Here is a 24,164-nt window from a genome sequence, read left to right as displayed (position 1 = left end):
CATTATCGACTCCTGTATATTAAGGTGCTTTATCTTTTCTGTCAATGGAAAATAACAGAAGTTTTAAACGGAGAACATTTGTTGGGGTAGTCTCGCTTTTCTATCATTAAATATGTTAAAATGGAATACATGATTTAAGAGGGAGAGATCGTATTTTGTTTGAATATGTTACAGGTTACGTGGAGTATGTAGGACCGGAATATGTCGTAATTGACCATAATGGAATTGGGTACCAAATTTTCACACCAAATCCGTATGTATTTCAAAGAAGTAAGCAAGAAATCCGTGTCTATACATATCATTATGTGAGAGAAGATATTATGGCACTTTACGGGTTTAAAACACGTGAAGAGCGTTTATTATTTACAAAATTGTTAGGTGTGTCTGGCATTGGGCCAAAAGGCGCTCTTGCGATTTTAGCTTCTGGTCAAACAGGACAGGTCGTTCAAGCGATTGAACATGAAGATGAGAAGTTTTTAGTGAAATTCCCGGGCGTCGGAAAGAAAACAGCGCGCCAAATGATTTTAGATTTAAAAGGAAAACTAGCAGATGTTGTACCAGATGCATTTGTTGATTTGTTCTCAGATGTTGAAAGTTTTGATGAGAAGAAAGGTTCCTCAGTTGAACTTGATGAAGCACTGGAAGCACTGCGTGCACTTGGTTATGCAGAACGGGAAGTTTCTCGTGTTGTACCAGAGTTATTAAAAGAATCATTAACGACGGATCAATATATTAAAAAGGCACTTAGTCTTTTACTAAATGGTAAGAGGTGAGTATAATGGACGAACGTCTCCTTTCAGGGGAATCTGGATACGAAGATGCGGATTTAGAGTATTCATTACGGCCACAGACGCTCCGTCAGTATATTGGCCAAGATAAAGCGAAACATAATTTAGAAGTGTTTATTGAAGCGGCGAAAATGCGTGAAGAAACGTTAGATCACGTACTTTTATATGGACCACCTGGACTTGGTAAAACGACGCTTGCGAATATTATTGCCAATGAAATGGGTGTTAACATTCGAACGACGTCAGGTCCCGCAATTGAAAGACCAGGAGATTTAGCAGCGGTATTAACAGCACTTCAGCCTGGAGATGTATTGTTTATTGATGAAATTCATCGTTTGCATAGATCAATTGAAGAAGTACTATATCCTGCGATGGAAGATTTTTGCCTTGATATCGTAATTGGAAAAGGACCGTCAGCACGGTCTGTACGTTTAGATTTACCTCCATTTACATTAGTTGGAGCGACAACACGTGCCGGAGCATTATCAGCGCCGCTCCGTGACCGTTTCGGTGTACTTTCAAGATTAGAGTATTATACAGTGGATCAGCTTTCTGCGATTGTTGAACGTACAGCGGAAGTATTCGAAGTGGAAATTGATTCGTTAGCCGCACTAGAAATTGCAAGACGTGCCCGTGGTACACCTCGTATTGCGAATCGTTTATTACGACGTGTACGTGACTTCGCACAAGTTCGCAGCGACGGAACAATTGCAATGGAAATTACACAAATGGCATTAGAACTACTGCAGGTAGATAAATTAGGACTCGATCATATTGATCATAAATTATTGCTCGGTATAATTGAGAAATTCCGTGGTGGCCCAGTTGGATTAGAGACAGTTTCGGCAACGATTGGAGAAGAATCTCATACAATTGAAGATGTGTATGAGCCGTATTTATTACAAATTGGCTTTTTACAACGAACGCCAAGAGGCCGAATCGTAACGCCACTTGCGTATGAACATTTCGGAATGGAGATGCCAAAAGTATGACGGAGATACCGAAATTGCTTATAACAGCAGGTATCTTACTCATTGTTGTTGGCTTAGCTTGGAAGTTCATTGGAAGGCTTCCAGGCGATATTTTTGTGAAAAAAGGTAACGTTACCTTTTATTTTCCTATCATTACATGTATTGTGTTAAGTATTGCATTATCTTTTATTATGTATATAATAAATCGATTCAAATAAGAAATAGGTGGATACAGTTATGGATATTAATCTGTTTGATTTTCATTTACCAGAAGAACTTATTGCACAAGTCCCGTTAGAGGATCGTGAAACATCAAGATTAATGGTGTTAGACCGTGAAACTGGTGATATTGAGCATAAACATTTTACGGACATTCTTTCTTACTTACATGAGGGGGATTGCTTAGTTTTAAATGAAACGAAAGTTATGCCTGCTCGCTTGCACGGTGTGAAAGAAGATACAGGCGCGCACATTGAAGTGCTTCTTTTGAAACAAGAGGAAGGCGATAAGTGGGAAACGCTTGTTAAGCCAGCGAAACGTGTAAAAGAAGGAACTGTAATTTCTTTTGGTGAAGGGAAATTAAAAGCAACTTGCACAGGGACTGCAGATCAAGGTGGGCGTCAGCTTGAATTTTCATATGACGGCATCTTCTATGAAATTTTAGATGAACTTGGGGAAATGCCACTTCCTCCATATATTAAAGAGACACTGGAAGATCGCGATCGCTATCAAACAGTATATGCGAAAGAAATCGGTTCAGCAGCAGCGCCGACAGCGGGACTTCACTTTACAGAAGAGTTACTTGAGAAGTTAAAGAAAAAAGGCGTTCAGTTAGCATTTATTACACTTCACGTAGGGCTTGGAACATTTAGACCAGTTTCTGCAGATACGATTGAAGAGCATCATATGCACGCAGAATATTACCATATGTCTGAAGAGACAGCGGCATTATTAAATCGTGTGAAAGAGAATGGTGGACGTATTATCACTGTAGGTACGACATCAACTCGTACGTTAGAAACGATTGCGACCGATCATAGTGGTAAGCTTTGCGCAGCTTCTGGTTGGACAGATATTTTTATGTACCCAGGATATAAATTTAAAGCAATTGATGGTTTAATTACAAACTTCCATTTGCCGAAATCAACATTAATTATGCTTGTAAGTGCATTTTCAAATAGAGATAATGTACTTCATGCTTATAATGAAGCAGTAAAAGAAAAATATCGTTTCTTTAGCTTCGGTGACGCAATGTTCGTTGCATCTCACGCTAAAATGAGAAACAAATAAAAGGAGTCAATTATGACAGCAATTCGTTATGAATTTATTAAAACTTGTAAACAAACGGGTGCACGTTTAGGTCGTGTACACACGCCGCACGGTTCATTTGATACACCAACATTCATGCCAGTTGGTACACTTGCAACAGTTAAGACAATGTCACCAGAAGAATTAAAAGCAATGGATTCTGGCATTATTTTAAGTAATACGTATCATTTATGGCTACGTCCAGGTCACGAAATTGTTCGTGAAGCAGGTGGTTTGCATAAATTTATGAACTGGGACCGTGCAATCTTAACGGATTCTGGTGGTTTCCAAGTATTCAGTTTAAGTGACTTCCGCCGTATTGAAGAGGAAGGCGTTCACTTCCGTAACCACTTAAATGGAGATAAATTATTCTTATCACCAGAAAAAGCGATGGAAATCCAAAATGCATTAGGTTCAGATATTATGATGGCATTTGATGAGTGTCCACCGTTCCCAGCTACTTTTGAATATATGAAGAAATCTGTAGAACGTACAAGCCGCTGGGCAGAACGTTGCTTAAAAGCGCATGAACGTCCACAAGATCAAGGTTTATTCGGTATCGTACAGGGCGGAGAGTTTGAAGAGCTTCGTCGCCAAAGTGCAAAAGACCTTGTTTCAATGGACTTCCCTGGTTATGCTATAGGTGGTTTATCTGTTGGTGAACCGAAGGATATTATGAATCGTGTGCTTGAGTTTACAACACCACTTCTTCCAGATGATAAGCCACGTTACTTAATGGGAGTAGGTTCTCCTGACTCGTTAATTGATGGGGCAATTCGCGGCGTTGATATGTTTGACTGCGTACTTCCAACTCGTATCGCTCGAAATGGTACATGTATGACAAGTGAAGGCCGTCTAGTTGTAAAAAATGCGAAATTCGCAAGAGACTTCGGTCCGCTTGATCCTAATTGTGATTGCTACACATGTAAAAATTACTCTCGTGCGTACATTCGTCACTTGATGAAATGTGATGAAACGTTCGGAATTCGTTTAACGTCTTATCACAACCTTCATTTTCTGTTAAACTTAATGGAGCAGGTGAGACAAGCTATTCGTGAAGACCGTCTTGGTGATTTCCGCGAAGAGTTCTTTGAACAGTATGGCTTTAATAAACCGAATGCTAAAAACTTCTAATACATAATTTAAAAGGAGGAACAAAAGATGAATGCAGGTATGATGAATATCGTTATGATCGTTGCGATGTTTGCGATTTTCTATTTCTTATTAATTCGCCCGCAACAAAAGCGTCAAAAAGCAGTTGCTCAAATGCAAAACGAATTAGCAAAAGGTGATGCTATCATAACAATTGGTGGCTTACACGGTACAATCGAATCAGTAGATGAAACGAAAATCGTTGTTAAATCTGGTGGTGCACACTTAACTTTCGATCGCAATGCGATTCGTGAAGTTGTGAAAAACTAATGAGGAAGGCCCTGCATGAAATGTGCAGGGCCTTTTTTTAATTATTTTGCTTTGACATATTTACACCGAAAATACCACCGAGTGTACTCGCGCCCATTAATGCCAATTGGTAAAGTAACTGTGAGTTCGATAAAGTTTGAGAGAAGCCTAAATAGTTAACTAGAAAAACGAGTATGGCGAATGTGAGTCCTGTTGTAAAACCAACTAGCCAACCTTTCCCTTGTGCTTTTTTACCAGCAATAAACCCAGACATAAGCATAGATAAAAGAGCTAGTATCAAAATAGTGACGGTTAATGTACTTTCATTCATGTTCGTAAACTTTAATAATAGAGCCATAACCATGCTAGTAATAGATGCGAGAATTAGTAGGGTAATAATACCGAAACCAATTGCAGTTGATAATTTTTTCGTTCCATCCATTTATGCATTCCCCCTTTTTAATACAAGCATATTTCTCTTTTGCTTAAGTTAGACTATTTTCTTTTCTATAGGGGAATCTATAAGTAAAAAAGGAGATGTAGAAATGGAATGGGTATCGATAATTGGCCGGACGATGCTTTTGTATATTATTATCTTAATTATTTTCCGTCTTATGGGTAAACGTGAAATTGGAGAGCTAAGTGTATTAGATTTAGTCGTATTCATTATGCTTGGTGAAATGGCTGTAGTAGCGATTGAAAATACAGATAAATCACTTTGGCATCAATTAGTTCCGATGACTTTCCTTATGTGCATACAAATCATTTTGTCGGTTATTTCTTTGAAGTTTCAACGATTTCGGCATTTAATAGAAGGGGAGCCTGCTATTCTTATAAATGCGGGAAAAATTGATGAAAAAAAGATGAGAAAACAGCGCTATAACATAGATGATTTAATGATGCAATTAAGGGAGCAAGGGGTCGGAGACGTGCGGGATGTGGAATACGCTATTTTGGAACCATCAGGGAAGTTATCCGTTTTTCAAAAACAAAAAGTAAAAAGAGTAAAAATGATACGCCTATTTTTACTCTGCCATTAATTATTGATGGAGAAATTCAATCTAATCATTTGCAAATGATTGAACATACAGACGAATGGCTCATTGAAAAACTAAAAAACTTAGGTTATAACGATATAACACAAATTTTATACTGTAGTTTTCAAAATGGACAATTTTTTGTTGATTTGAAAGAAAACTAAAAGCTTACCATTTTAAATAGTAAGCCCGGAAAAGTCTCGCTAATGAAAGTTTTACTTTATTTCAAAAATGAAAGTTTACGAATGATAGGGAGGCGACTTAACTCCTCTTTTCGAATTAGTTTAAAGATGAAGAGGAGAACGACATAAACCATTGTTGTTAAAGTGATTTCCCATAATGTTTGTATACCAAGAGAATGAGAGAAAATAATATACTTATGAAGGTAAAAACCAAAGGCACCTGCGATACCGATGGCAAGTCCGCCGAAAATATAGTCTTTTGCGTAAATGGTAAATGTAATCTTTTTTAAAACGGTAGCGTAGTGAAGGAATGTTACTGTTACTATATTTGCTGCAATAGCGAGAGCAACCCCCATCATTTGAAATTCTGGCTTTGAAGCTAGTACAAAAATAACGATTAATTTCACGATGGCGCCAATAAATGTGTTCATCATAGCAGCGCGTGCTAAATTTAAAGCTTGCAATACAGATGTAAGTGGACTTTGAAAATAATGAAATAAAAAGCAAGGTGCAAGTAGCTGAATGAATGCTGTTGCGCTGTCTGATCCGTACATAAGAGTTAAAACAGGGGAAGCGAATACGTATAATATAACGACAGACCACCCACCAGTAATTAATGAAATTCGAAGTGCTTGTTGTAAACGGTGCTCCACTAATTTATGTTGCCTTTTTGCCATTGCTTCACTAATTGAAGGAACGAGCGCTGTAGAAAGAGCGTATGTAATGAAGGCGGGTAGTGATAGGAGCGGGAATGCATAACCGTTTAATATACCGTATTGCTGGGTTGCGACAGAAGCGGCAACTCCGGCAATCGCTAAACTTTGCATAACGACGATAGGTTCAAAAAAATAAGAAACAGAACCGATTAAACGACTTCCTGTAGTTGGAAGGGCGATATCCATAAGAGAATAAAATGTACCTTTGCTCTCCTTTACGGTAGTGAAAAATCTAGAGCGTATAGATAAGTGTTTTTCACGTTGGAATAAAGTGAGTAAGAATAATAAGGATGCAACTTCGCCGAGAACGGCTGATAACATAGCGCCGGCTGCAGCATATTCTACGCCATAAGGTAAAAATATTCGAATACATACAGCGATAATTGTAATGCGGACAACTTGTTCGATCACTTGAGCATAAGCGCTAGGTTTCATATTTTGTTTCCCTTGGAAATAACCGCGTAAAACAGAAGAAACAGCAATAACAGGAACGACAGGTAAAATGGCCATTAATGGATAGTACGTTCTTTCATCGGTTAATAATGTTTTCGCTAAAATAGGTGTGAGGAGCATAATGCCCATTGTTAAAATGATGCTAATAAAGGAAGTGACAGCTAGTGATACGGTTAATATTTTTTTTATTTTTGTTTATCGTTCACCGCTTCCGCTTCTGCTACAAATTTTGCGATTGCGACAGGAAGACCGATTTGTGTTAATGTAATTGCTAAAATGAATGTAGGAACGGCCATCATATAAAGGCCAACGCCTTCTTCTCCTAGTATACGTGCCATTACAATCCGGTTAATAAATCCAAGAATTTTGGTAATAAAGCCGGCAATCATTAAAATAAATGCGCCTTTTAAAAAGCTTTGTCTCGTCATGGTCTTCTCCTACCTTCTCAAAATCAGTGGAATGATTTACAATAATTTATATGCACGTACGAGACAAGAATGACAAGCATTTAAGAGAGTGAAGTATGATAGTGCTCTTGAAAGTAGTTATTGCTGTCCATTAGAGCGGGAATAAAAGCGACTTTTCGTGCTGAAATTATAAGGAGATGTTACGTATGTTAGAAAAAGAAGATTTGGTAGAATCATACCGCGGACAGTTACAAGTCGTTTTAGTTAGTAAAGTAGAGGAGTTTCAAATGTTCGGTTATGACAGAGTGACAGATGATGACATTTGGAAGTTTCTTAAAGTGAAAAAGTGGAAAAAGATAGACAGTAATGTTAGGTTGTATGAATTAGTGAACGATGTATTAAGAATAACACCTAATGAATATATGACATATTTAACTGTTGAAGCATACCAAGCGCCACTTTGGTCATTTGATGAGTATGAAAATAAATAACTGACTGCAATTGGTTTGTTCTTCCTTTTGCAGTATAATGATAGGTATTGATAAAGAGGAAATAACGATGTCTAAGATTATATGTAAAGGAGGTAGTGAAGAAGAAAAATAAATAATGAAAGTGTAGGTATTGCGTAAGGTTTACCGACACAGCTAGTGATGAACTAGCAAAAAACAAATGTATTTTATAGAAAGGAAGTCTACTAACTAGGTGTATGCACACGTATAGCAGTGAATCGTAAGAGATTTATTGAAAGTGTTAGTAGCAGAAAGAGGGTACATATGGCAAAGCGTGGTACGAGAATTGCCGCCTTTTTCCTCATCGTTTTATTAATCGGTGGCGTAATTGGTGCGGCAGGAAAAGACATAGCAAAAGGAATTAGTCTAGGACTAGACCTTCGCGGTGGTTTTGAAGTTCTGTATGAAGTAAAACCAGCCAAAAAAGGCGATAAAATTGACCGAGAGGCACTTGTAAGTACAGTAGGTGCTCTTGAAAATCGTGTCAATGTTCTCGGTGTAAGTGAGCCGAACATCCAAATTGAAGGAGAAAATCGAATTCGTGTACAGCTTGCTGGTGTACAAGATCAGCAAAAAGCACGTGAAATGTTATCAACACAAGCGAAATTAACATTCCGTGATGTGGATGACAATCTTCTTATGGATGGTACGGATTTAAAAGGCGGCGGAGCGAAGCAAACATTTGATGAGCAAGGCCGTGCGAGCGTAGGTCTTACATTAAAAAGCGCTGAAAAATTCCGTGCAGTAACTGAAAAAATTTCAAAGATGCCACCACCAACGAATTTAATGGTAATATGGCTTGATTTTGAAGAAGGAAAAGATTCGTATAAAGCAGAATCTGCAAAACCGAATCCGAAGTTTTTATCAGCAGCAACAGTAAGCCAAGTGTTTAACCAAGCTGAAGTATCTATCGTAGGTGGAAACTTTACAGTTGAAAGTGCGAAAGAACTTTCATCTTTATTAAATGCAGGTGCACTTCCTGTTGATTTAAAAGAAATGTATTCAACATCTGTTGGAGCGAAATTTGGTCAACAAGCATTAGAGCAAACGATTTTCGCTAGTGCAATCGGTATTGCTATTATCTTCTTATTTATGCTTGTATTCTACCGTTTACCAGGGCTTGTAGCGGTTATTATGTTAGGTTTATACATTTTCGTTACATTACTTGTCTTTAACTGGATGCATGCGGTTCTTACGTTGCCAGGTATTGCGGCATTAGTGCTCGGGGTAGGTATCGCAGTTGATGCGAATATCATTACGTACGAGAGGTTAAAGGAAGAGCTGAAAATTGGTAAGTCAATGATGTCAGCATTTCGTGCTGGTAACCATCGTTCATTAGCGACAATTTTAGATGCGAACATTACAACAATTGCAGCAGCCGGTGTATTATTTGCTTACGGTAATAGTTCTGTAAAAGGTTTCGCAACAAGTTTAATTGTTAGTATTTTAGTCGGTTTCATTACGAACGTATTCGGTACTCGTTTCTTACTAAGTTTACTTGTAAAGAGCCGTTACTTCGATAAAAAACCATCTTATTTTGGTGTTAAGGAAAAGGATATTATTCCATTAACAAAAGGTGTAGTACATCCGCCAACGAGATTTGATCGTATTAACTTCGTAAATATCGGTCATAAATTCTTCTTATTCTCAATTGTAGTCGTAATTGCTGGGGCAATTATATTACCGATTTTCAAAATGAATCTTGGTATTGACTTTGCAAGTGGTACACGTATCGACTTGCAATCAAAACAAGCAGTTACTGTTGCTGATGTTCATAAAGATTTTAAAGAATTGAAAATCGATGTGAAGGAAGAAAATATTGTACCGACTGGAGATGACAATAAAGGTTTCGCAGTTCGTACATTAGGTGTTCTATCAAAAGATGAAATTGCGAAAACGAAAACATTCTTCCACGATAAATACGGTACAGATCCGAATGTAAGTACAGTTTCACCGACAATCGGTAAAGAGATTGCACGAAATGCATTTATTGCAGTATTGATTGCTTCTGCAGTAATCGTTTTATACGTAAGTATTCGTTTCCGTCTTACGTACGCAGTATCTGCAGTAATCGCATTATTACATGATGCCTTCGTTATGATTGTTGTATTTAGTCTTTTCCGAATAGAGGTAGACTTAACGTTTATCGCTGCGGTATTAACCATTATTGGTTACTCTATCAATGACTCAATCGTTACGTTTGATAGAAACCGTGAATTATACAAACAGAAAAAACGAGTTCGTGATTTAAAAGATTTAGAAGAAATCGTAAACTCAAGTATTCGTCAAACAATTGGTCGTTCAATTAATACTGTTTTAACAGTGTTGTTCCCAGTAATTGCACTACTTATTTTCGGTAGTGAATCACTGCGTAACTTCTCGCTTGCGTTATTAATTGGATTAGTTGTAGGTACGTACTCTTCTATTTTCGTTGCTTCTCAAATTTGGTTAATGCTTGAAAACCGTCGTTTGAAAAAGGGCAAAAACAAGAAGAAGGTTGAGAAAGAAGTATCTGAACCACAAGTATAAAAAGGTGATGCCTCATTAGGAGGCATCTCTTTTTTCGTTTGTGGATACAATAAGATAGCAACTTTTTACAGAAGAAAGATGGAAGAAAGTGGTGATGTTATCGTTGTTTTTGATACAATAAATCGGGATAACAAGATAGGTTAAGAAAAGAAGGGATTTTAATTATGGAAAAAGATGAACGTTTTAAACAGGCCGAGTTTGGTGCTATTGTCGGAATCGTTGGTAATATTATATTAGCGATTGTAAAGGCGGTAATTGGTTATATCGGGAACAGTAAAGCACTATTAGCGGATGCTGTGCATTCTGCATCAGATGTAATTGGTTCGCTAGCTGTACTTTTTGGATTGCGAGCAGCAAAGCAACCACCAGATGAAGATCACCCGTACGGTCATGGTAAAGCGGAATCGATTTCAGCGATTATTGTTGCAGTATTATTATTTATTGTGGGCATCGAGATAGCGATTTCGTCTATAAAAGCTTTTTCGCAAGAACTAGAACCACCGAAAGGAATTACGATTTTTGCTGTTATTCTTTCGATTGTCGTGAAAGAAGGAATGTTTCAATATAAATTCCGATTAGGGAAGAGGGTAAATAGTGATGCAATTATTGCAAATGCATATGAGCACCGTTCGGATGTATTTTCTTCAATTGCAGCTTTAATCGGTATTTGTGCAGCTATTATCGGTGGTAAGCTAGGTTTAGATTGGCTTGTATATGCGGATCCGGTTGCGGGGTTATTTGTTTCACTCCTTGTTGCAAAGATGGCGTGGAGTATTGGGGCGGAAGCGATTCATGCAACGCTTGATCATGTACTTCATGAGGAAGATGTTATTCCGCTTAGAGAAGCTGTCCTGCAAGTAAATGGTGTGAAAAAAATCGGTTCTTTATATGCGAGAGAACATGGTCACTATGTTATTGTCGATATTAAAGTTTCTGTAGATCCATACATTACTGTAGAAGAAGGACACCGTATTGGAAAACATGTGAAAGAAATGCTTATGAAACAAGATAATGTACAAAATGTGTTTGTACATATAAATCCGTATTCTCCAAATTAAATATCATTAACATTTTAGTATATAGATATTGCATCGTAGTTTGCATTATATTGTCACCCCTTAATCTGTCTTGTATAATAAACAGGTTAAGGGGTGATTTCGTGTTACAACCGAAGACGCGTTGGAAAGAAAAAGAATATAATGAAGAGCGAGTGAGTGAATTAGCAAAAAAGTTACAACTATCACCACTTGTCATTTCGTTATTCCTCGGTAGAGGATTAGATACAGAAGATAAGATTTTAGATTTTTTAAATACAGAAAATCAAGAATTTCACGATCCGTTTTTATTAGAAGGAATGGATAGAACGGTAGAACGTGTAAATAAGGCGATTCAAAATGGAGAGCAAATATTAATATTTGGTGATTATGATGCGGACGGAGTAAGTAGTACAACGGTTTTATATCTTGCTCTGCAAGAATTAGGTGCAGAGGTAGAATTTTATATTCCAAACCGTTTTACAGAAGGTTATGGACCGAACGAAGAAGCGTTTCGTTGGGCGCATAGTGCAGGGTTCTCACTTATTATTACTGTCGATACTGGTATCGCAGCGGTACATGAAGCGAAGGTAGCGAAGGAACTTGGAATAGATCTTATTATTACGGATCACCATGAGCCACCGCCAGAATTACCAGAAGCACTCGCGATTATTCATCCAAAACTAGATGGCGGTGTGTATCCGTTTCATTATTTAGCCGGTGTAGGTGTTGCGTTTAAAGTTGCACATGCACTATTAGGTCGTGTACCAGAACATTTATTAGAAATTGCAGTAATCGGTACGGTAGCCGATTTAGTATCACTTCATGGCGAAAATAGATTGCTAGTGAAGCGCGGTTTAAAACATATGCGAATGACGAAAAATATTGGTTTAAAGGCATTGTTTAAAGTTGCTAACGTTTCGCAAAGTGAAATTACAGAAGAAAGCATTGGATTCTCAATCGCACCGCGTATTAATGCAGTTGGGCGTTTAGAAGATGCTACGCCGGCTGTACACCTATTATTATCAGATGACCCAGAGGAAGCGAAAGAACTGGCTGAAGAAATTGATGAGCTGAACAAACTTCGAAAAGATATTGTAAAGCAAATTACAGAAGAGGCTATCGCTGAAGTGGAAAATAAATTCCCGCCAGAAGAAAATAAAGTGTTAGTGCTTGCAAAAGAAGGCTGGAATCCAGGTGTAATTGGAATTGTCGCTTCTAAATTAGTTGAACGTTTTTATCGTCCAACAATTGTATTAAGCATTGATCCTGTCAAAGAAACAGCAAAGGGTTCAGCACGTAGTATCGCGGGATTTGATTTGTTTGCAAACTTGTCGGATTGTAGAGAGTTATTACCGCACTTCGGAGGGCATCCGATGGCCGCAGGAATGACGCTACATATGAATGATGTAGATGAGTTACGTCGCCGCTTAAATGCGCAAGCGGATGCAATTTTAACAGAAGCGGATTTTATTCCAATCACAGCAGTTGATACATTTTGTAAAGTGGAAGATGTAACGCTTGCAGCAATTGAGGATATGCAAAAGTTAGCGCCATTTGGTGTTGGAAATCCGAAACCACGTCTTGCAGTGAAAAATGCTGAATTAGAAAGTATTCGTGCAATCGGATCAGATGGTTCACATTTGAAAATGGCACTTCGTGACGGACAGGCAACACTGGATACAATTGGATTCGGATTTGGTGCGTATGCAAAAGAAATTTCTCCAGTTGCTAAGGTATCTGTAATAGGAGAGGCATCCATTAATGAATGGAATAATTTTAAGAAGCCACAATTAATGGTACAAGATATTGCTGTAGAGGCATGGCAATTATTTGATTGGCGTAGTATGCGTAATGTGGAAGCAAATTTAGCAGAACTTCCGAAAGAAAAATAACAATGGTGTATTTTTCTGAAGAGGTATTGAATAAGTTTTCTTTAGAAGACTATAAAGAACATCTTGTGCATGCATCAGAGGTAACTCATTTAGATGATCAATACATCGTGTTACTCGATTTGCCAAAAGGAACAGATGAATTGCGTGATTTATTTAAAGTAGGATTCCCATCTAGAATCTATACGTTATTTTATCAAGAGAACAATCATCTATTTAGTACAGTCCCAACGAGGGAACATTTTAAATGGTACTATTCTTTCTTAAACCAAAAATCACCATTTTCTTTAAGACAATATGGGGAACAACTATGTCGCCATAAAGGTTGGTCAAAAGATACAGTAAATTTCATGACACAGGTGTTTTTTGAGTTAGAATTTGTTACAATAAAAGACGGTGTCATTTTTATGGCCGAACAAAAACAAAAGCGTGATTTAATTGAATCGAACACATATCGTGAGAAAATGAACCACTTACAATTAGAAAAAGAATTGGTTTATAGCACATATCAGCAACTATATACATGGTTTGAAACGATTCGTAATCATAAATAAGTAGAACAGTTAGGGTAAAGGATTTGTATTTACAAACCTTTTATATCTGAGGAGGATTCAGAAATATGGATTTCAAGCAACATATCGCAATTGTACCGGATTATCCGAAAGAAGGTATTGTGTTTAAAGACATTACACCTTTAATGAACGACGGTAAAGCATACAAAGCAGCAACAGATGCAATCGTTGAGTATGCAAAAGAAAGAGATATCGATGTTGTAGTAGGACCAGAAGCTCGTGGTTTTATTATCGGTTGCCCAGTTTCTTATGCATTAGAAGTAGGATTTGCGCCAGTTCGTAAATTAGGAAAATTACCACGTGAAGTAATTACAGTTGACTACGGCAAAGAATATGGTACAGATGTTTTAACAATCCATAAAGATGCAATTAAACCAGGTCAACGCGTATTAATTACTGATGATCTATTAGCTACAGGTGGAACAATTGAAGCAACAATTAAGCTAGTTGAAGAACTTGGCGGAGTTGTAGCAGGGATTGCATTCTTAGTAGAGCTTACTTACTTAGATGGTCGTAAAATGTTAGATGGTTACGATGTATTAGTATTAGAAAAATACTAATCACTATATAGGTAAAACTACGGTGATAAAAAGTACCCGTGAATCTCTTGGAGAGGAGCGGGTACTTTTGTATAATTGAGCAAAAAAATAAGGTGAAATGTCAGTAAAATCTTTTCCTTTTCACAATTCACAATCATTGGGTTATAATGATAGAATATAATTTATTCTATTTAATAAATACAAAGTCAATTTTCAATAAAAGGTGATTCGATGGCAAATGAGCAAGTACTAACAGCTGAACAGGTACTCGAGAAAGCAAGTCAATATTTAGCGGTTGAAGATATTGAGCTAGTGGCACGTGCTTATGAATATGCACGCGATGCACATAGCGAACAATATAGAAAATCGGGTGAACCATATATTATTCACCCAATTCAAGTTGCAGGTATTTTAGTTGATTTACACATGGATCCAGCTACAGTATCGGCAGGTTTCTTACATGATGTAGTGGAAGATACAGAGATTACATTAGAAGATATTGAGCGAGAATTTAATAAAGAAATCGCTATGCTTGTCGATGGTGTTACAAAGCTCGGAAAGATTAAATATAAATCTCATGAGCAGCAACAAGCAGAAAACCATCGCAAAATGTTTATCGCAATGGCTCAAGATATTCGAGTTATTTTAATTAAACTAGCTGATCGTCTTCATAACATGCGTACATTGAAACATTTGCCTCAAGAGAAGCAGCGTCGCATTGCGAATGAAACGTTAGAAATCTTTGCACCTTTAGCACATAGACTCGGAATTAGTACTATTAAATGGGAGTTAGAGGATACGTCACTTCGCTATTTAAATCCGCAACAATATTATCGTATTGTAAATTTAATGAAGCGTAAACGTGCAGAGCGTGAAGAATATTTAGATGAAGTAATGACTGGTATTCGTGAGAAATTAAAAGAAGTTTCCATTCAACCTGAGATTTCTGGAAGACCAAAACATATTTACAGTATTTATCGTAAAATGGCATTGCAAAATAAACAGTTTAATGAAATTTACGATTTACTAGCTGTACGTGTCGTTGTAAATAGTATTAAAGATTGTTACGCGGTGCTTGGAATTATTCATACTTGCTGGAAGCCAATGCCAGGTCGTTTCAAAGATTATATTGCAATGCCGAAAGCAAATCTATATCAATCTCTTCATACGACGGTAATTGGACCGAAAGGTGATCCGCTAGAAGTGCAAATTCGTACGAAAGAAATGCACGAAATTGCAGAATTCGGTATCGCGGCACATTGGGCGTATAAAGAAGGAAAGACCGCAGAAACAACAGGTACATTAGAGAAGAAACTAACTTGGTTCCGTCAAATATTAGAATGGCAAAATGAAGCTTCTAATGCAGAAGAGTTTATGGAGTCATTAAAAATTGATTTATTCTCTGACATGGTATTCGTCTTCACACCGAAAGGCGATGTAATGGAATTACCACTTGGATCTGTTCCAATTGACTTTTCTTATCGTGTCCATTCAGAAATCGGGAATAAAACAATTGGTGCAAAAGTAAATGGGAAAATGGTGACCCTTGATTATAAATTAAAAACGGGTGACATCATTGAAATTTTAACATCGAAACATTCGTATGGCCCAAGCCAAGATTGGGTGAAACTTGCTCAAACATCTCATGCGAAAAATAAAATACGTCAATTCTTTAAGAAACAGCGTAGAGACGAAAATATTGAAAAAGGCCGTGAACTTGTTGAAAAAGAAGTACGTGGTCTAGAGTATGAGATGAAAGAAGTGTTAGCTCCTGACAATTTAAAACGTGTTGCCGAGAAGTTTAATTTTGCAAATGAAGAAGATATGTTTGCAGCAGTTGGATATAGCGGAATTACAGCGTCGCAAATTGTTACGCGACTAACGGACAAGTTCCGTAAGCAGCGTGAAGAAGAAGAAATTGTTGAAGTTAAAGAAGTTCGTAAACCGATGAAAATTCGAAAATGGGATTCTGGTGTAAAGGTAAGTGGTGCTGACAATTTATTAATTCGTTTGTCAAAATGCTGTAACCCAGTTCCAGGTGATGATATCGTTGGGTATATTACGAAAGGTCGGGGCGTATCGATTCACCGTCGTGATTGTGTAAATATTCATACAGAAGAAGCTGTAGAGCGCTTATTAGAAGTAGAGTGGGAAGGTAGCCCTGAAAAAGAAATTGAATACAACGTTGATATCGAAATTTCAGGCTATGATCGCCGTGGTTTATTAAATGAAGTATTGCAAGCTGTTACAGAGACGAAAACATACATTTCAGCTGTTTCTGGTAGAAGTGATCGTAATAAGATGGCAACAATTAATATGTCGATCTCGATTCGTAACTTACAACACTTGAAAAAAGTAGTAGAACGCATTAAGCGTGTTCCTGAAATTTATGCAGTACGACGCATGATGCATTAATAGGGAGTGTAGAAAAGATGAGAGTTGTTTTACAACGATCAAAAGAGGCGTCTGTCACAGTAGATGGTGAGATTGTAGGACAAATTCCATTCGGTTTAACATTACTAGTTGGCATTACGCATGAAGATACTGAAAAAGATGCAACGTACATTGCGGAAAAAATCGCGAACTTACGCATCTTTGAAGATGAGAGCGGAAAGATGAACCATTCTGTACTCGATGTAGAAGGACAAGTTCTATCAATTTCGCAATTCACATTATATGGCGATTGCCGCAAGGGAAGACGTCCAAACTTTATGGATGCTGCGAAACCTGACTATGCAGAGCATTTATACGATTTCTTTAATGAAGAAGTTCGTAAACAAGGATTGCATGTAGAAACAGGGAAGTTCGGTGCAATGATGGACGTTTCTTTAATCAATGATGGTCCGGTGACCTTAATTGTAGAAAGTAAATAGTATGGCCTAAGAAGAGAGGATTATATAATCCTCTCTTTTTTATACTTTGTTGTATGTTTTGTTCATTTATCCCGCTATTTGTGGGCAGTAAGAACCCCACCTCAAAATTCAGCGGAAGCAAAGAAGTTAGGGGGCGGGCTGCCCGTAAAAGCCCGATTGGTGAGGGCTGATAATCAGTGGGGGATGAACAAAACCCCCACTGATTAAAGTTTCACTTTATCATAGGATTAATTCGAAGGGGAATAAAAGGAAAAGAAGGTGTAGCATGCTTCAAGAATTCAATATAACTTTACGTTTTATGCTAGAGTTATGTGTTCTTGGGATTGTTGGATACTGGGGATTTCGGGTAGGAACAATAACGGCTATAAAAATTACACTTGCTATTATTTTTTCGATTGTTGTTGCAGTCATTTGGGAGCTATTTGGAGCTCCGCATGCAGAATGAGAAGTACAAGGTATATTGCATGTATTGTTAGAGATTATCATGTTTGAAGCGGATGTTGCAGCGTTGTATCATTTGAAGCATCCTATGCTGGCGAGTGGATTGGTAACTATTATTGTTATAAATCGAATGCTGATGTTGATTTGGAATCAATAGCTTGGGTTATCCATTATATAGTATAATGTAAAAAATGGTAAAAACATTCGGATGTATGTGTGAAAAGGGGAGATAGTATATGAATTGGTCAATCTTTAAAGATTTGAAATTTTCATTGCGATTTAGCTTAGCTATTTTTTTACATGCATTAGGAGTTACTTTCGCAGTGCTAAGTTACAGTACTTGGGCAGTATTTGTAATAGCAGCAATGGTTGTAACAACCTTTATGATTCAAAGAGCGGATTATTTATATAAAAGTGGTATGGAATAACGTTATTCGTTTATACGTATAACTACCTCATCAATATGGAACAATAAAAAGTAAAACATCCATATTGAATGTGAGGGATATACGTATGCGTATGAATGAAAAAGGGCATTCTGTTACAAACGGTGCAAATCAACTGTTTAACGTGAATTTTCATGATTTTATTTCAAAAGAACAAAACAATACTTCGATGGAGCTTGCTTCTGAGTTTGGAATTTCTCTTCAAGATGTAAAGCGTCTTAAGAAGCAGATTGAACGCTCTTAGAACACTTGACAATCGTACTCAACAAACGTATAGTAATTTTATATTTACATATGAATATAACCGTTGATAGAGAAGAGTAAATGAGATACACATGGAAAGAGAGGAGATGTCTTAGGCTGAAAACATTTCTACATGATGACTGATTGAATGACACTCTAGAGGTTTCAACTTGAACGGCATATATGCTTAGTAGGGATGAACGCACATTTAAGCGTTATTAAAAAAGTGGAAGCATACGTGCTTCAATTAGGGTGGCACCACGGGTATAATACTCTCGTCCCTACTGTTCAAACAGTAGAGGCGGGAGTTTTTTTATTTTTATTAAGATTAAAACAATTTGAGGAGGAACTGAATATGTCTATTCAAATCCCACGCGGAACGCAAGATATTCTTCCAGGCACTGTTGAGTTATGGCAGTATATCGAAGGGCAAGCACGCGAAATTTGCCGTCGTTACAATTATAAAGAAATTCGCACACCAATTTTTGAACACACTGAGTTATTTTTACGTGGTGTTGGTGATACGACAGATATCGTACAAAAAGAAATGTATTCATTCCAAGATCGTGGTGAGCGCAGTTTAACATTACGTCCAGAAGGTACTGCACCTGTTGTACGTTCTTACGTTGAAAACAAAATGTTCGGTGACGCAACGCAACCAACAAAGTTATACTATATCGGTCAAATGTTCCGTTACGAAAGACCACAAGCAGGTCGCTATCGTCAATTCGTACAATTCGGTATTGAAGCAATCGGTAGTAACGACCCTGCAATTGATGCAGAAGTAATTGCACTTGCTGTAGAGTTTTACCGCGGCATGGGCTTAAAAAATATTAAAGTTGTATTAAACAGCTTAGGTGATGCAGCGAGCCGTCAAGCGCACCGCGATGCATTAATCGCTCATTTTGAGCCACGCATCGGCGAGTTCTGCTCTGATTGCCAATCTCGCTTAGAAAAGAATCCACTTCGTATTTTAGACTGTAAGAAGGACCGTAACCATGAATTAATGGGTACAGCACCATCTATTACAGAATACTTAAACGAAGATTCAGCAGTATACTACGATAAAGTTCAAGAACTATTAACTATGATGGATGTTCCATTTGAAAAAGATCCTAACTTAGTGCGTGGTTTAGACTACTATCAACACACTGTTTTTGAAATTATGAGTGAGGCAGAAGGTTTCGGTGCTATCACTACATTAAGCGGTGGTGGCCGTTATAATGGACTTGTACAAGAAATCGGTGGACCAGAAATGCCAGGTATCGGTTTTGCGATGAGTATTGAACGTCTAATTATGGCGCTAAAAGCTGAGAACATTGAGTTACCAATTGAACATAGTATTGATTGTTACGTTGTAGCTCTTGGTGAAAAAGCGAAAGACCATGCTGCGAAAGTTGCGTTTGATCTTCGTAAAGCTGGATTATCAGTCGAAAAAGATTATTTAGATCGCAAAATGAAAGCACAATTTAAATCAGCAGATCGTTTAAATGCGAAATTTGTAGCTGTATTAGGGGAAGATGAGCTAGATAAAGGCATCATTAACTTAAAAGATATGGCAACAGGCGGACAAGAAGAAGTAGCATTAGATGTATTTGCTTCATACGTAGCAGAGAAATTAATATAGGGGGAACTTACAGTGGCTGAAAGAACACATGCATGTGGAAAAGTAACAGTAGAAGCTGTTGGACAAACAGTTCAATTAAAAGGTTGGGTACAAAAACGTCGTGACTTAGGTGGATTAATCTTCATCGATTTACGTGACCGTACAGGTATCGTGCAAGTCGTATTTAACCCAGAAACATCAAAAGAAGCACTAGAAGTAGCAGAAACGATTCGTAGTGAATACGTATTGCACGTAGAAGGTACAGTTGTTGAACGTGGTGAAGGCGCAATTAATGACAATATGGCAACTGGTCGTATTGAAGTACAAGCAACGAGAGTAAACGTATTAAACGCAGCGAAAACAACACCAATCATTATCGCTGATGATACAGATGCATCAGAAGATGTGCGTTTAAAATATCGTTACTTAGACTTACGTCGTCCTGTAATGTTTAATACATTCAAAATGCGTCACGACGTAACGAAAACAATTCGTAACTTCCTAGATACAGAAGACTTCTTAGAAGTTGAAACTCCAATTTTAACGAAGAGCACACCAGAAGGAGCTCGTGACTATTTAGTACCAAGCCGTGTACACGACGGTGAATTCTATGCATTACCACAGTCACCACAATTATTTAAACAACTTCTTATGGTCGGCGGATTTGAGCGTTACTATCAAGTAGCACGTTGTTTCCGTGACGAAGATTTACGTGCGGATCGTCAACCAGAATTCACGCAAATCGATATCGAAGCTTCATTCTTAACGCAAGATGAAATTTTAGATATGATGGAGCGTATGATGACGAAAGTTATGAAGGATGCAAAAGGTGTAGAAGTTAGTGCACCATTCCCTCGTATGAAATATGCTGATGCAATGGCTCGCTACGGTTCTGATAAGCCAGATACACGCTTTGAAATGGAACTAACAGACCTATCTGAATTTGCAGCAGATTGTGGATTTAAAGTATTTACAAGTGCTGTAGAAAGCGGCGGACAAGTAAAAGCAATTAATGCAAAAGGTGCCGCAAGCAAATACTCTCGTAAAGACATTGATGCATTAACTGAATTCGTAAAAGTATACGGTGCAAAAGGTCTAGCTTGGCTTAAAGTGGAAGAAGACGGCTTAAAAGGACCGATTGCGAAATTCTTCGGCGAAGAAGATGCAAAAGCGTTAATGAGTACATTAGAAGCTACTGCTGGCGATTTATTACTATTCGTAGCAGATAAGAAAAGCGTTGTTGCAGATAGCTTAGGTGCACTTCGTTTACGTTTAGGTAAAGAGCTTGAGTTAATAGATGAAAGTAAATTTAACTTCCTATGGGTAACTGATTGGCCACTTCTTGAGTACGATGAAGATGCAGATCGTTACTTCGCAGCTCACCACCCATTCACAATGCCATTCCGTGAAGACGTTGAGCTATTAGAAACAGCACCAGAAAAAGCACGTGCACAAGCATATGACCTTGTATTAAACGGTTATGAGCTTGGTGGCGGATCACTTCGTATTTACGAGCGTGACGTACAAGAAAAAATGTTTAAAGCGCTTGGATTCTCACAAGAAGAAGCGCAAGAACAATTCGGATTCTTATTAGAAGCATTCGAATACGGTACACCACCACACGGCGGAATTGCATTAGGTTTAGACCGTCTTGTTATGTTACTTGCAGGTCGTACGAACCTTCGTGATACAATTGCATTCCCGAAAACAGCAAGCGCAAGTTGCTTATTAACAGAAGCTCCAAGCCCAGTTGCAGAAGCTCAGCTTGAAGAACTGAACTTAAAATTAAGCTTGAAAGAAGAGAAGTAAGAATAGGGTCTAGATGGTTATACTATAGCCGTCTAGACTTTTTTTGAGAGGAAGTTTAAAAAGTCCGGTTTAGATAACTGTCGCATTTCGTCGTTGCTTCGCCAGTTCGGTGCTCGAGTAGTAAAGCTACACTGCGCTCCTCCTAGCATACGTGCCTCGATCTGCTCGGTTCTCTAAATCCTCCTTTTTAAACGTATATTGAGAGGAAGTTTAAAAAAGTTCGGTTCAGATGGCAGTCGCATTTCGTCGTTGCTTCGCCAGTCCGGTGCTCGAGTAGTAAAGCTACACTGCGCTCTTCCTAGCATACGTGCCTCGATCTGCTCGGCCCTCTGAATCCTCCTTTTAAAACGTGTATGTAGGAAGAAATAAAAGTCCGGTTTATATTATGTTTTTGTTTGAAATATGTATTTTTAGGAATTCTATAACTTTTTCTATACAAATAGTCGGAAAAACGCTAGAATACATGGTAGACCATTTTTGTAATAGGAGTGTAGAGCTGAATGTTACATCAATTTTCACGTAATGAATTAGCCTTCGGTAAAGAAGGACTTGAAATATTAAAAAATAGTACAATCGGTATTTTAGGAATTGGCGGCGTAGGATCATTTTCAGCTGAAGCGTTAGCGCGTTCTGGTGTAGGACGTCTCGTATTAGTTGATAAAGACGTTGTAGATATTACAAACGTAAACCGTCAAATTCACGCTTTAGTATCTACTGTAGGGCGTTCAAAAGTAGAATTAATGAAAGAGCGTATTGCAGACATTAATCCGGAATGTGAAGTAATTGGATTAGAAATGTTTTATACAGATGAAACATATGAAGAGTTCTTTAAACACGGTTTAGATTTCGTAGTGGATGCATCTGATACGATTACGTTCAAAATCCATTTAATTAAACAATGTTTACGTCGTAAAATTAAAATTATCTCATGTATGGGTGCAGCAAATAAAATGGACCCAACTCGTTTCCGTATTGCGGACATTTCTAAAACACATACAGATCCGATTGCGAAAGTAATTCGTACGAAGCTTCGTAAAGAGGGTATTAAAAAAGGTGTAAAAGTTGTCTTCTCTGACGAAAACCCAATCGTAATTCGTGAAGAAGTACGTAAAGAAATCGTACCAGACGAAAATGCAAAAATTCGTAAGGCGAAATTACCACCTTCTTCAAATGCATTCGTACCATCTGTGGCAGGCTTAATTATGGCAAGTCACGTTGTACGTGAGCGTATTAAAAACGTAGAAGTGAAGCGTGTAGGGCAAGAATAAAAGGAAAGCATATATCCATTTCGGATATATGCTTTTTCTATGTTTTAAAGAATTATTGATATTTGCATCACTACTAGTTCAAATGTAAGTAAGGTTAATAAGTAATGATCATATTTATCTGATTTATAGGCGGATGTATTTTTTAGACTGTTAATGGTGAAAAGAGCTAAAGTCAGGACGAGAAGGCCAAGAGTTATAATGACATTACAGTAAAAATTATCCAATATATTTTGGGAGTTTCCTTGTATGACAGGGAGAAATGTTATTGTCAATTTTTGTCGTTAAATCGATATTTTTTTTCGAATCGTTGATATATTGCAAGTTGTGATAGATATATTTGAAAAATCGTTGATATATTGCAAGTTACGATAGATATATTCGAAAAATCGTTGATATAATTTCATTTACCGATATATCTATATACGGTTCACCGAAAACAAACAAGGATGTCACTTAATCAAAAAAGTGACATCCCTGTTTTTAATTCTCTGCAGAATAAATAATATCTAAATTCCCGTTTTGATCGGTTTTGAAAATGGGAGCAATCTGTTCTTCTTGTTCTTCAACTGAAACAAGTTTTCGAGCACGATCCATAATTCTAACAAGCATTGCATAATCTTCTTCGATTGCTTGTTGTTTTTTTGTGAGTACCGCTAATTTTGCTTGAAGTTCATGATTCGTTTTTTGCAAGGAAGTAAGCTGATCTTGTAATACCTCATTTTCAGTTTGCAACTTTGCGGTTGAAGGGTTATTATGTTCCATGTTTTGCAAAAATGAGATGACATTTTGCATTGTAAGTTCCTGTTGACTTGGCGTGATATTTTCTGAAAACTCGGCATCGATTACGAGCTGCCGAGTTTGTGTAAACTGCTCTTTTTCTATTTTAGCTTCAGAACGTTTTAATTCTTTACGTTGTTTTTTTGCAATCTGTACCGCATCTTCGTAATTCGCTCGTACTTCAGCATTCCATCTAAAACCGCAAGCTGCTGAAGTGCGGTTCAAAGCATCGCCAACTTCATCGAATGCTTTGATTTGTGTACTGCCGCTACGAATATGTCGTAAAACAGTTTCTGCTAAAAGGAGATCGTCTTCTCTTGTCCATGCATCTTGACGTGTTTTCATAAGCGAAGCCTCCGTAAT

General features: G+C 37.6%; 19 protein-coding genes, 4 pseudogenes and 1 other annotated feature. Of the genes and pseudogenes, 20 read left to right on the top strand and 3 right to left on the bottom strand.

Annotated features, from left to right (window positions below; all coding sequences use genetic code 11):
* The first annotated feature begins 155 nt into the window (after positions 1 to 155).
* The 6 genes from ruvA to yajC are packed head-to-tail and all read left to right on the top strand — an operon-like array spanning position 156 to position 4,489.
* Positions 156 to 773, top strand: a complete 618-nt coding sequence (gene ruvA / locus BTOYO_RS08370) for a Holliday junction DNA helicase RuvA (RefSeq protein WP_000464514.1) — start codon at positions 156 to 158, stop codon at positions 771 to 773.
* A 5-nt stretch (positions 774 to 778) separates the two neighbouring features.
* Positions 779 to 1,780, top strand: a complete 1,002-nt coding sequence (gene ruvB, locus BTOYO_RS08365) for a Holliday junction branch migration DNA helicase RuvB (RefSeq protein ID WP_000344470.1) — start codon at positions 779 to 781, stop codon at positions 1,778 to 1,780.
* Positions 1,777 to 1,977 (top strand): DUF2905 domain-containing protein, encoded by a 201-nt coding sequence (locus BTOYO_RS08360; RefSeq protein WP_000136158.1) that lies wholly within the window; start codon positions 1,777 to 1,779, stop codon positions 1,975 to 1,977. Before ruvB ends, BTOYO_RS08360 begins: the two co-directional genes overlap by 4 nt.
* 19 nt (positions 1,978 to 1,996) lie before the next feature.
* Positions 1,997 to 3,049, top strand: coding sequence for a tRNA preQ1(34) S-adenosylmethionine ribosyltransferase-isomerase QueA (gene queA / locus BTOYO_RS08355; RefSeq protein WP_000354013.1), 1,053 nt, complete (start codon positions 1,997 to 1,999; stop codon positions 3,047 to 3,049).
* A gap of 12 nt (positions 3,050 to 3,061) precedes the next feature.
* Positions 3,062 to 4,201 (top strand): tRNA guanosine(34) transglycosylase Tgt, encoded by a 1,140-nt coding sequence (gene tgt, locus BTOYO_RS08350; RefSeq protein ID WP_000125368.1) that lies wholly within the window; start codon positions 3,062 to 3,064, stop codon positions 4,199 to 4,201.
* 27 nt (positions 4,202 to 4,228) lie between these two features.
* A complete protein-coding gene (gene yajC / locus BTOYO_RS08345) occupies positions 4,229 to 4,489 on the top strand; it encodes a preprotein translocase subunit YajC (protein ID WP_000991114.1) in 261 nt (86 codons plus the stop codon).
* Between the two features lie 37 nt (positions 4,490 to 4,526).
* Here yajC and BTOYO_RS08340 read toward each other — a convergent pair whose 3' ends face one another.
* A complete protein-coding gene (locus BTOYO_RS08340) occupies positions 4,527 to 4,910 on the bottom strand; it encodes a TIGR04086 family membrane protein (RefSeq protein ID WP_000349137.1) in 384 nt (127 codons plus the stop codon).
* 103 nt (positions 4,911 to 5,013) lie between these two features.
* Between BTOYO_RS08340 and BTOYO_RS08335 the strand changes: the two are divergent.
* Positions 5,014 to 5,669: pseudogene (locus tag BTOYO_RS08335) on the top strand (DUF421 domain-containing protein).
* Between the two features lie 56 nt (positions 5,670 to 5,725).
* Here the strand turns inward: BTOYO_RS08335 and spoVB are convergent.
* Positions 5,726 to 7,284 (bottom strand): annotated as a pseudogene (spoVB, locus tag BTOYO_RS08330) (stage V sporulation protein B).
* 185 nt (positions 7,285 to 7,469) lie between these two features.
* Here spoVB and BTOYO_RS08325 point away from each other — a divergent pair.
* The 13 genes and pseudogenes from BTOYO_RS08325 to BTOYO_RS08265 all read left to right on the top strand — a co-directional run bounded on the left by BTOYO_RS08325 (position 7,470) and on the right by BTOYO_RS08265 (position 23,024).
* Positions 7,470 to 7,754, top strand: a complete 285-nt coding sequence (locus tag BTOYO_RS08325; RefSeq protein ID WP_000890217.1) for a post-transcriptional regulator — start codon at positions 7,470 to 7,472, stop codon at positions 7,752 to 7,754.
* A gap of 282 nt (positions 7,755 to 8,036) precedes the next feature.
* Positions 8,037 to 10,301, top strand: coding sequence for a protein translocase subunit SecDF (gene secDF, locus BTOYO_RS08320; RefSeq protein ID WP_001119095.1), 2,265 nt, complete (start codon positions 8,037 to 8,039; stop codon positions 10,299 to 10,301).
* Positions 10,302 to 10,465: 164 nt separating this feature from the next.
* Positions 10,466 to 11,359: a cation diffusion facilitator family transporter gene (locus BTOYO_RS08315; protein WP_000409731.1), complete on the top strand. Its 894-nt coding sequence runs from the start codon at positions 10,466 to 10,468 to the stop codon at positions 11,357 to 11,359.
* A 101-nt stretch (positions 11,360 to 11,460) separates the two neighbouring features.
* Positions 11,461 to 13,781 (top strand): annotated as a pseudogene (recJ, locus tag BTOYO_RS08310) (single-stranded-DNA-specific exonuclease RecJ).
* Between the two features lie 65 nt (positions 13,782 to 13,846).
* On the top strand, positions 13,847 to 14,359 hold the full coding sequence (locus BTOYO_RS08305) for an adenine phosphoribosyltransferase (protein ID WP_000346217.1): 513 nt from the start codon (positions 13,847 to 13,849) through the stop codon (positions 14,357 to 14,359).
* A gap of 210 nt (positions 14,360 to 14,569) precedes the next feature.
* A complete protein-coding gene (gene relA / locus BTOYO_RS08300; protein ID WP_001262805.1) occupies positions 14,570 to 16,753 on the top strand; it encodes a GTP diphosphokinase in 2,184 nt (727 codons plus the stop codon).
* Between the two features lie 17 nt (positions 16,754 to 16,770).
* Complete coding sequence (locus BTOYO_RS08295) at positions 16,771 to 17,211, top strand: D-tyrosyl-tRNA(Tyr) deacylase (RefSeq protein ID WP_001266954.1); 441 nt, start codon at positions 16,771 to 16,773, stop codon at positions 17,209 to 17,211.
* A 265-nt stretch (positions 17,212 to 17,476) separates the two neighbouring features.
* Positions 17,477 to 17,809: pseudogene (locus BTOYO_RS27280) on the top strand (YrdB family protein).
* Between the two features lie 79 nt (positions 17,810 to 17,888).
* Positions 17,889 to 18,080: a hypothetical protein gene (locus BTOYO_RS08285; protein ID WP_001104578.1), complete on the top strand. Its 192-nt coding sequence runs from the start codon at positions 17,889 to 17,891 to the stop codon at positions 18,078 to 18,080.
* 85 nt (positions 18,081 to 18,165) lie between these two features.
* The gene (locus BTOYO_RS27680; protein ID WP_001242605.1) at positions 18,166 to 18,342 is read left to right on the top strand and encodes a hypothetical protein; all 177 of its coding nucleotides are present in this window, start codon (positions 18,166 to 18,168) and stop codon (positions 18,340 to 18,342) included.
* Positions 18,343 to 18,396: 54 nt separating this feature from the next.
* Positions 18,397 to 18,627: a binding site (T-box leader), on the top strand.
* 69 nt (positions 18,628 to 18,696) lie between these two features.
* Positions 18,697 to 19,968: a histidine--tRNA ligase gene (gene hisS / locus BTOYO_RS08275; protein ID WP_033657340.1), complete on the top strand. Its 1,272-nt coding sequence runs from the start codon at positions 18,697 to 18,699 to the stop codon at positions 19,966 to 19,968.
* 12 nt (positions 19,969 to 19,980) lie between these two features.
* The gene (gene aspS / locus BTOYO_RS08270; RefSeq protein WP_000840918.1) at positions 19,981 to 21,756 is read left to right on the top strand and encodes an aspartate--tRNA ligase; all 1,776 of its coding nucleotides are present in this window, start codon (positions 19,981 to 19,983) and stop codon (positions 21,754 to 21,756) included.
* Positions 21,757 to 22,256: 500 nt separating this feature from the next.
* A complete protein-coding gene (locus tag BTOYO_RS08265) occupies positions 22,257 to 23,024 on the top strand; it encodes a tRNA threonylcarbamoyladenosine dehydratase (RefSeq protein WP_000903173.1) in 768 nt (255 codons plus the stop codon).
* A 480-nt stretch (positions 23,025 to 23,504) separates the two neighbouring features.
* Here BTOYO_RS08265 and BTOYO_RS08260 read toward each other — a convergent pair whose 3' ends face one another.
* Positions 23,505 to 24,146 carry an RsfA family transcriptional regulator gene (locus BTOYO_RS08260; RefSeq protein WP_000857728.1) on the bottom strand — a complete coding sequence of 214 codons (642 nt, stop codon included), beginning with the start codon at positions 24,144 to 24,146 and terminating at the stop codon, positions 23,505 to 23,507.
* Positions 24,147 to 24,164: the final 18 nt, after the last annotated feature.

This window comes from Bacillus toyonensis BCT-7112 (assembly GCF_000496285.1).
Classification (GTDB): Bacteria; Bacillota; Bacilli; order Bacillales; family Bacillaceae_G; genus Bacillus_A; species Bacillus_A toyonensis.
The sequence above is the reverse complement of the archived record's forward strand: the minus strand, read 5'-3'. Positions and strand labels throughout refer to the sequence as shown.

Excerpts from the sequence above, each read along its gene's own strand:
- BTOYO_RS08305 (WP_000346217.1), top strand. The coding sequence starts at position 13,847 with ATGGATTTCAAGCAACATATCGCAATTGTACCGGATTATCCGAAAGAA.
- BTOYO_RS08325 (WP_000890217.1), top strand. The coding sequence starts at position 7,470 with ATGTTAGAAAAAGAAGATTTGGTAGAATCATACCGCGGACAGTTACAA.
- secDF (WP_001119095.1), top strand. The coding sequence starts at position 8,037 with ATGGCAAAGCGTGGTACGAGAATTGCCGCCTTTTTCCTCATCGTTTTA.
- BTOYO_RS08340 (WP_000349137.1), bottom strand. The coding sequence starts at position 4,910 with ATGGATGGAACGAAAAAATTATCAACTGCAATTGGTTTCGGTATTATT.
- relA (WP_001262805.1), top strand. The coding sequence starts at position 14,570 with ATGGCAAATGAGCAAGTACTAACAGCTGAACAGGTACTCGAGAAAGCA.
- BTOYO_RS08285 (WP_001104578.1), top strand. The coding sequence starts at position 17,889 with ATGAATTGGTCAATCTTTAAAGATTTGAAATTTTCATTGCGATTTAGC.
- yajC (WP_000991114.1), top strand. The coding sequence starts at position 4,229 with ATGAATGCAGGTATGATGAATATCGTTATGATCGTTGCGATGTTTGCG.
- BTOYO_RS08315 (WP_000409731.1), top strand. The coding sequence starts at position 10,466 with ATGGAAAAAGATGAACGTTTTAAACAGGCCGAGTTTGGTGCTATTGTC.
- ruvB (WP_000344470.1), top strand. The coding sequence starts at position 779 with ATGGACGAACGTCTCCTTTCAGGGGAATCTGGATACGAAGATGCGGAT.
- BTOYO_RS08360 (WP_000136158.1), top strand. The coding sequence starts at position 1,777 with ATGACGGAGATACCGAAATTGCTTATAACAGCAGGTATCTTACTCATT.
- BTOYO_RS08295 (WP_001266954.1), top strand. The coding sequence starts at position 16,771 with ATGAGAGTTGTTTTACAACGATCAAAAGAGGCGTCTGTCACAGTAGAT.
- queA (WP_000354013.1), top strand. The coding sequence starts at position 1,997 with ATGGATATTAATCTGTTTGATTTTCATTTACCAGAAGAACTTATTGCA.
- BTOYO_RS08265 (WP_000903173.1), top strand. The coding sequence starts at position 22,257 with ATGTTACATCAATTTTCACGTAATGAATTAGCCTTCGGTAAAGAAGGA.
- tgt (WP_000125368.1), top strand. The coding sequence starts at position 3,062 with ATGACAGCAATTCGTTATGAATTTATTAAAACTTGTAAACAAACGGGT.
- hisS (WP_033657340.1), top strand. The coding sequence starts at position 18,697 with ATGTCTATTCAAATCCCACGCGGAACGCAAGATATTCTTCCAGGCACT.
- BTOYO_RS08260 (WP_000857728.1), bottom strand. The coding sequence starts at position 24,146 with ATGAAAACACGTCAAGATGCATGGACAAGAGAAGACGATCTCCTTTTA.
- BTOYO_RS27680 (WP_001242605.1), top strand. The coding sequence starts at position 18,166 with ATGCGTATGAATGAAAAAGGGCATTCTGTTACAAACGGTGCAAATCAA.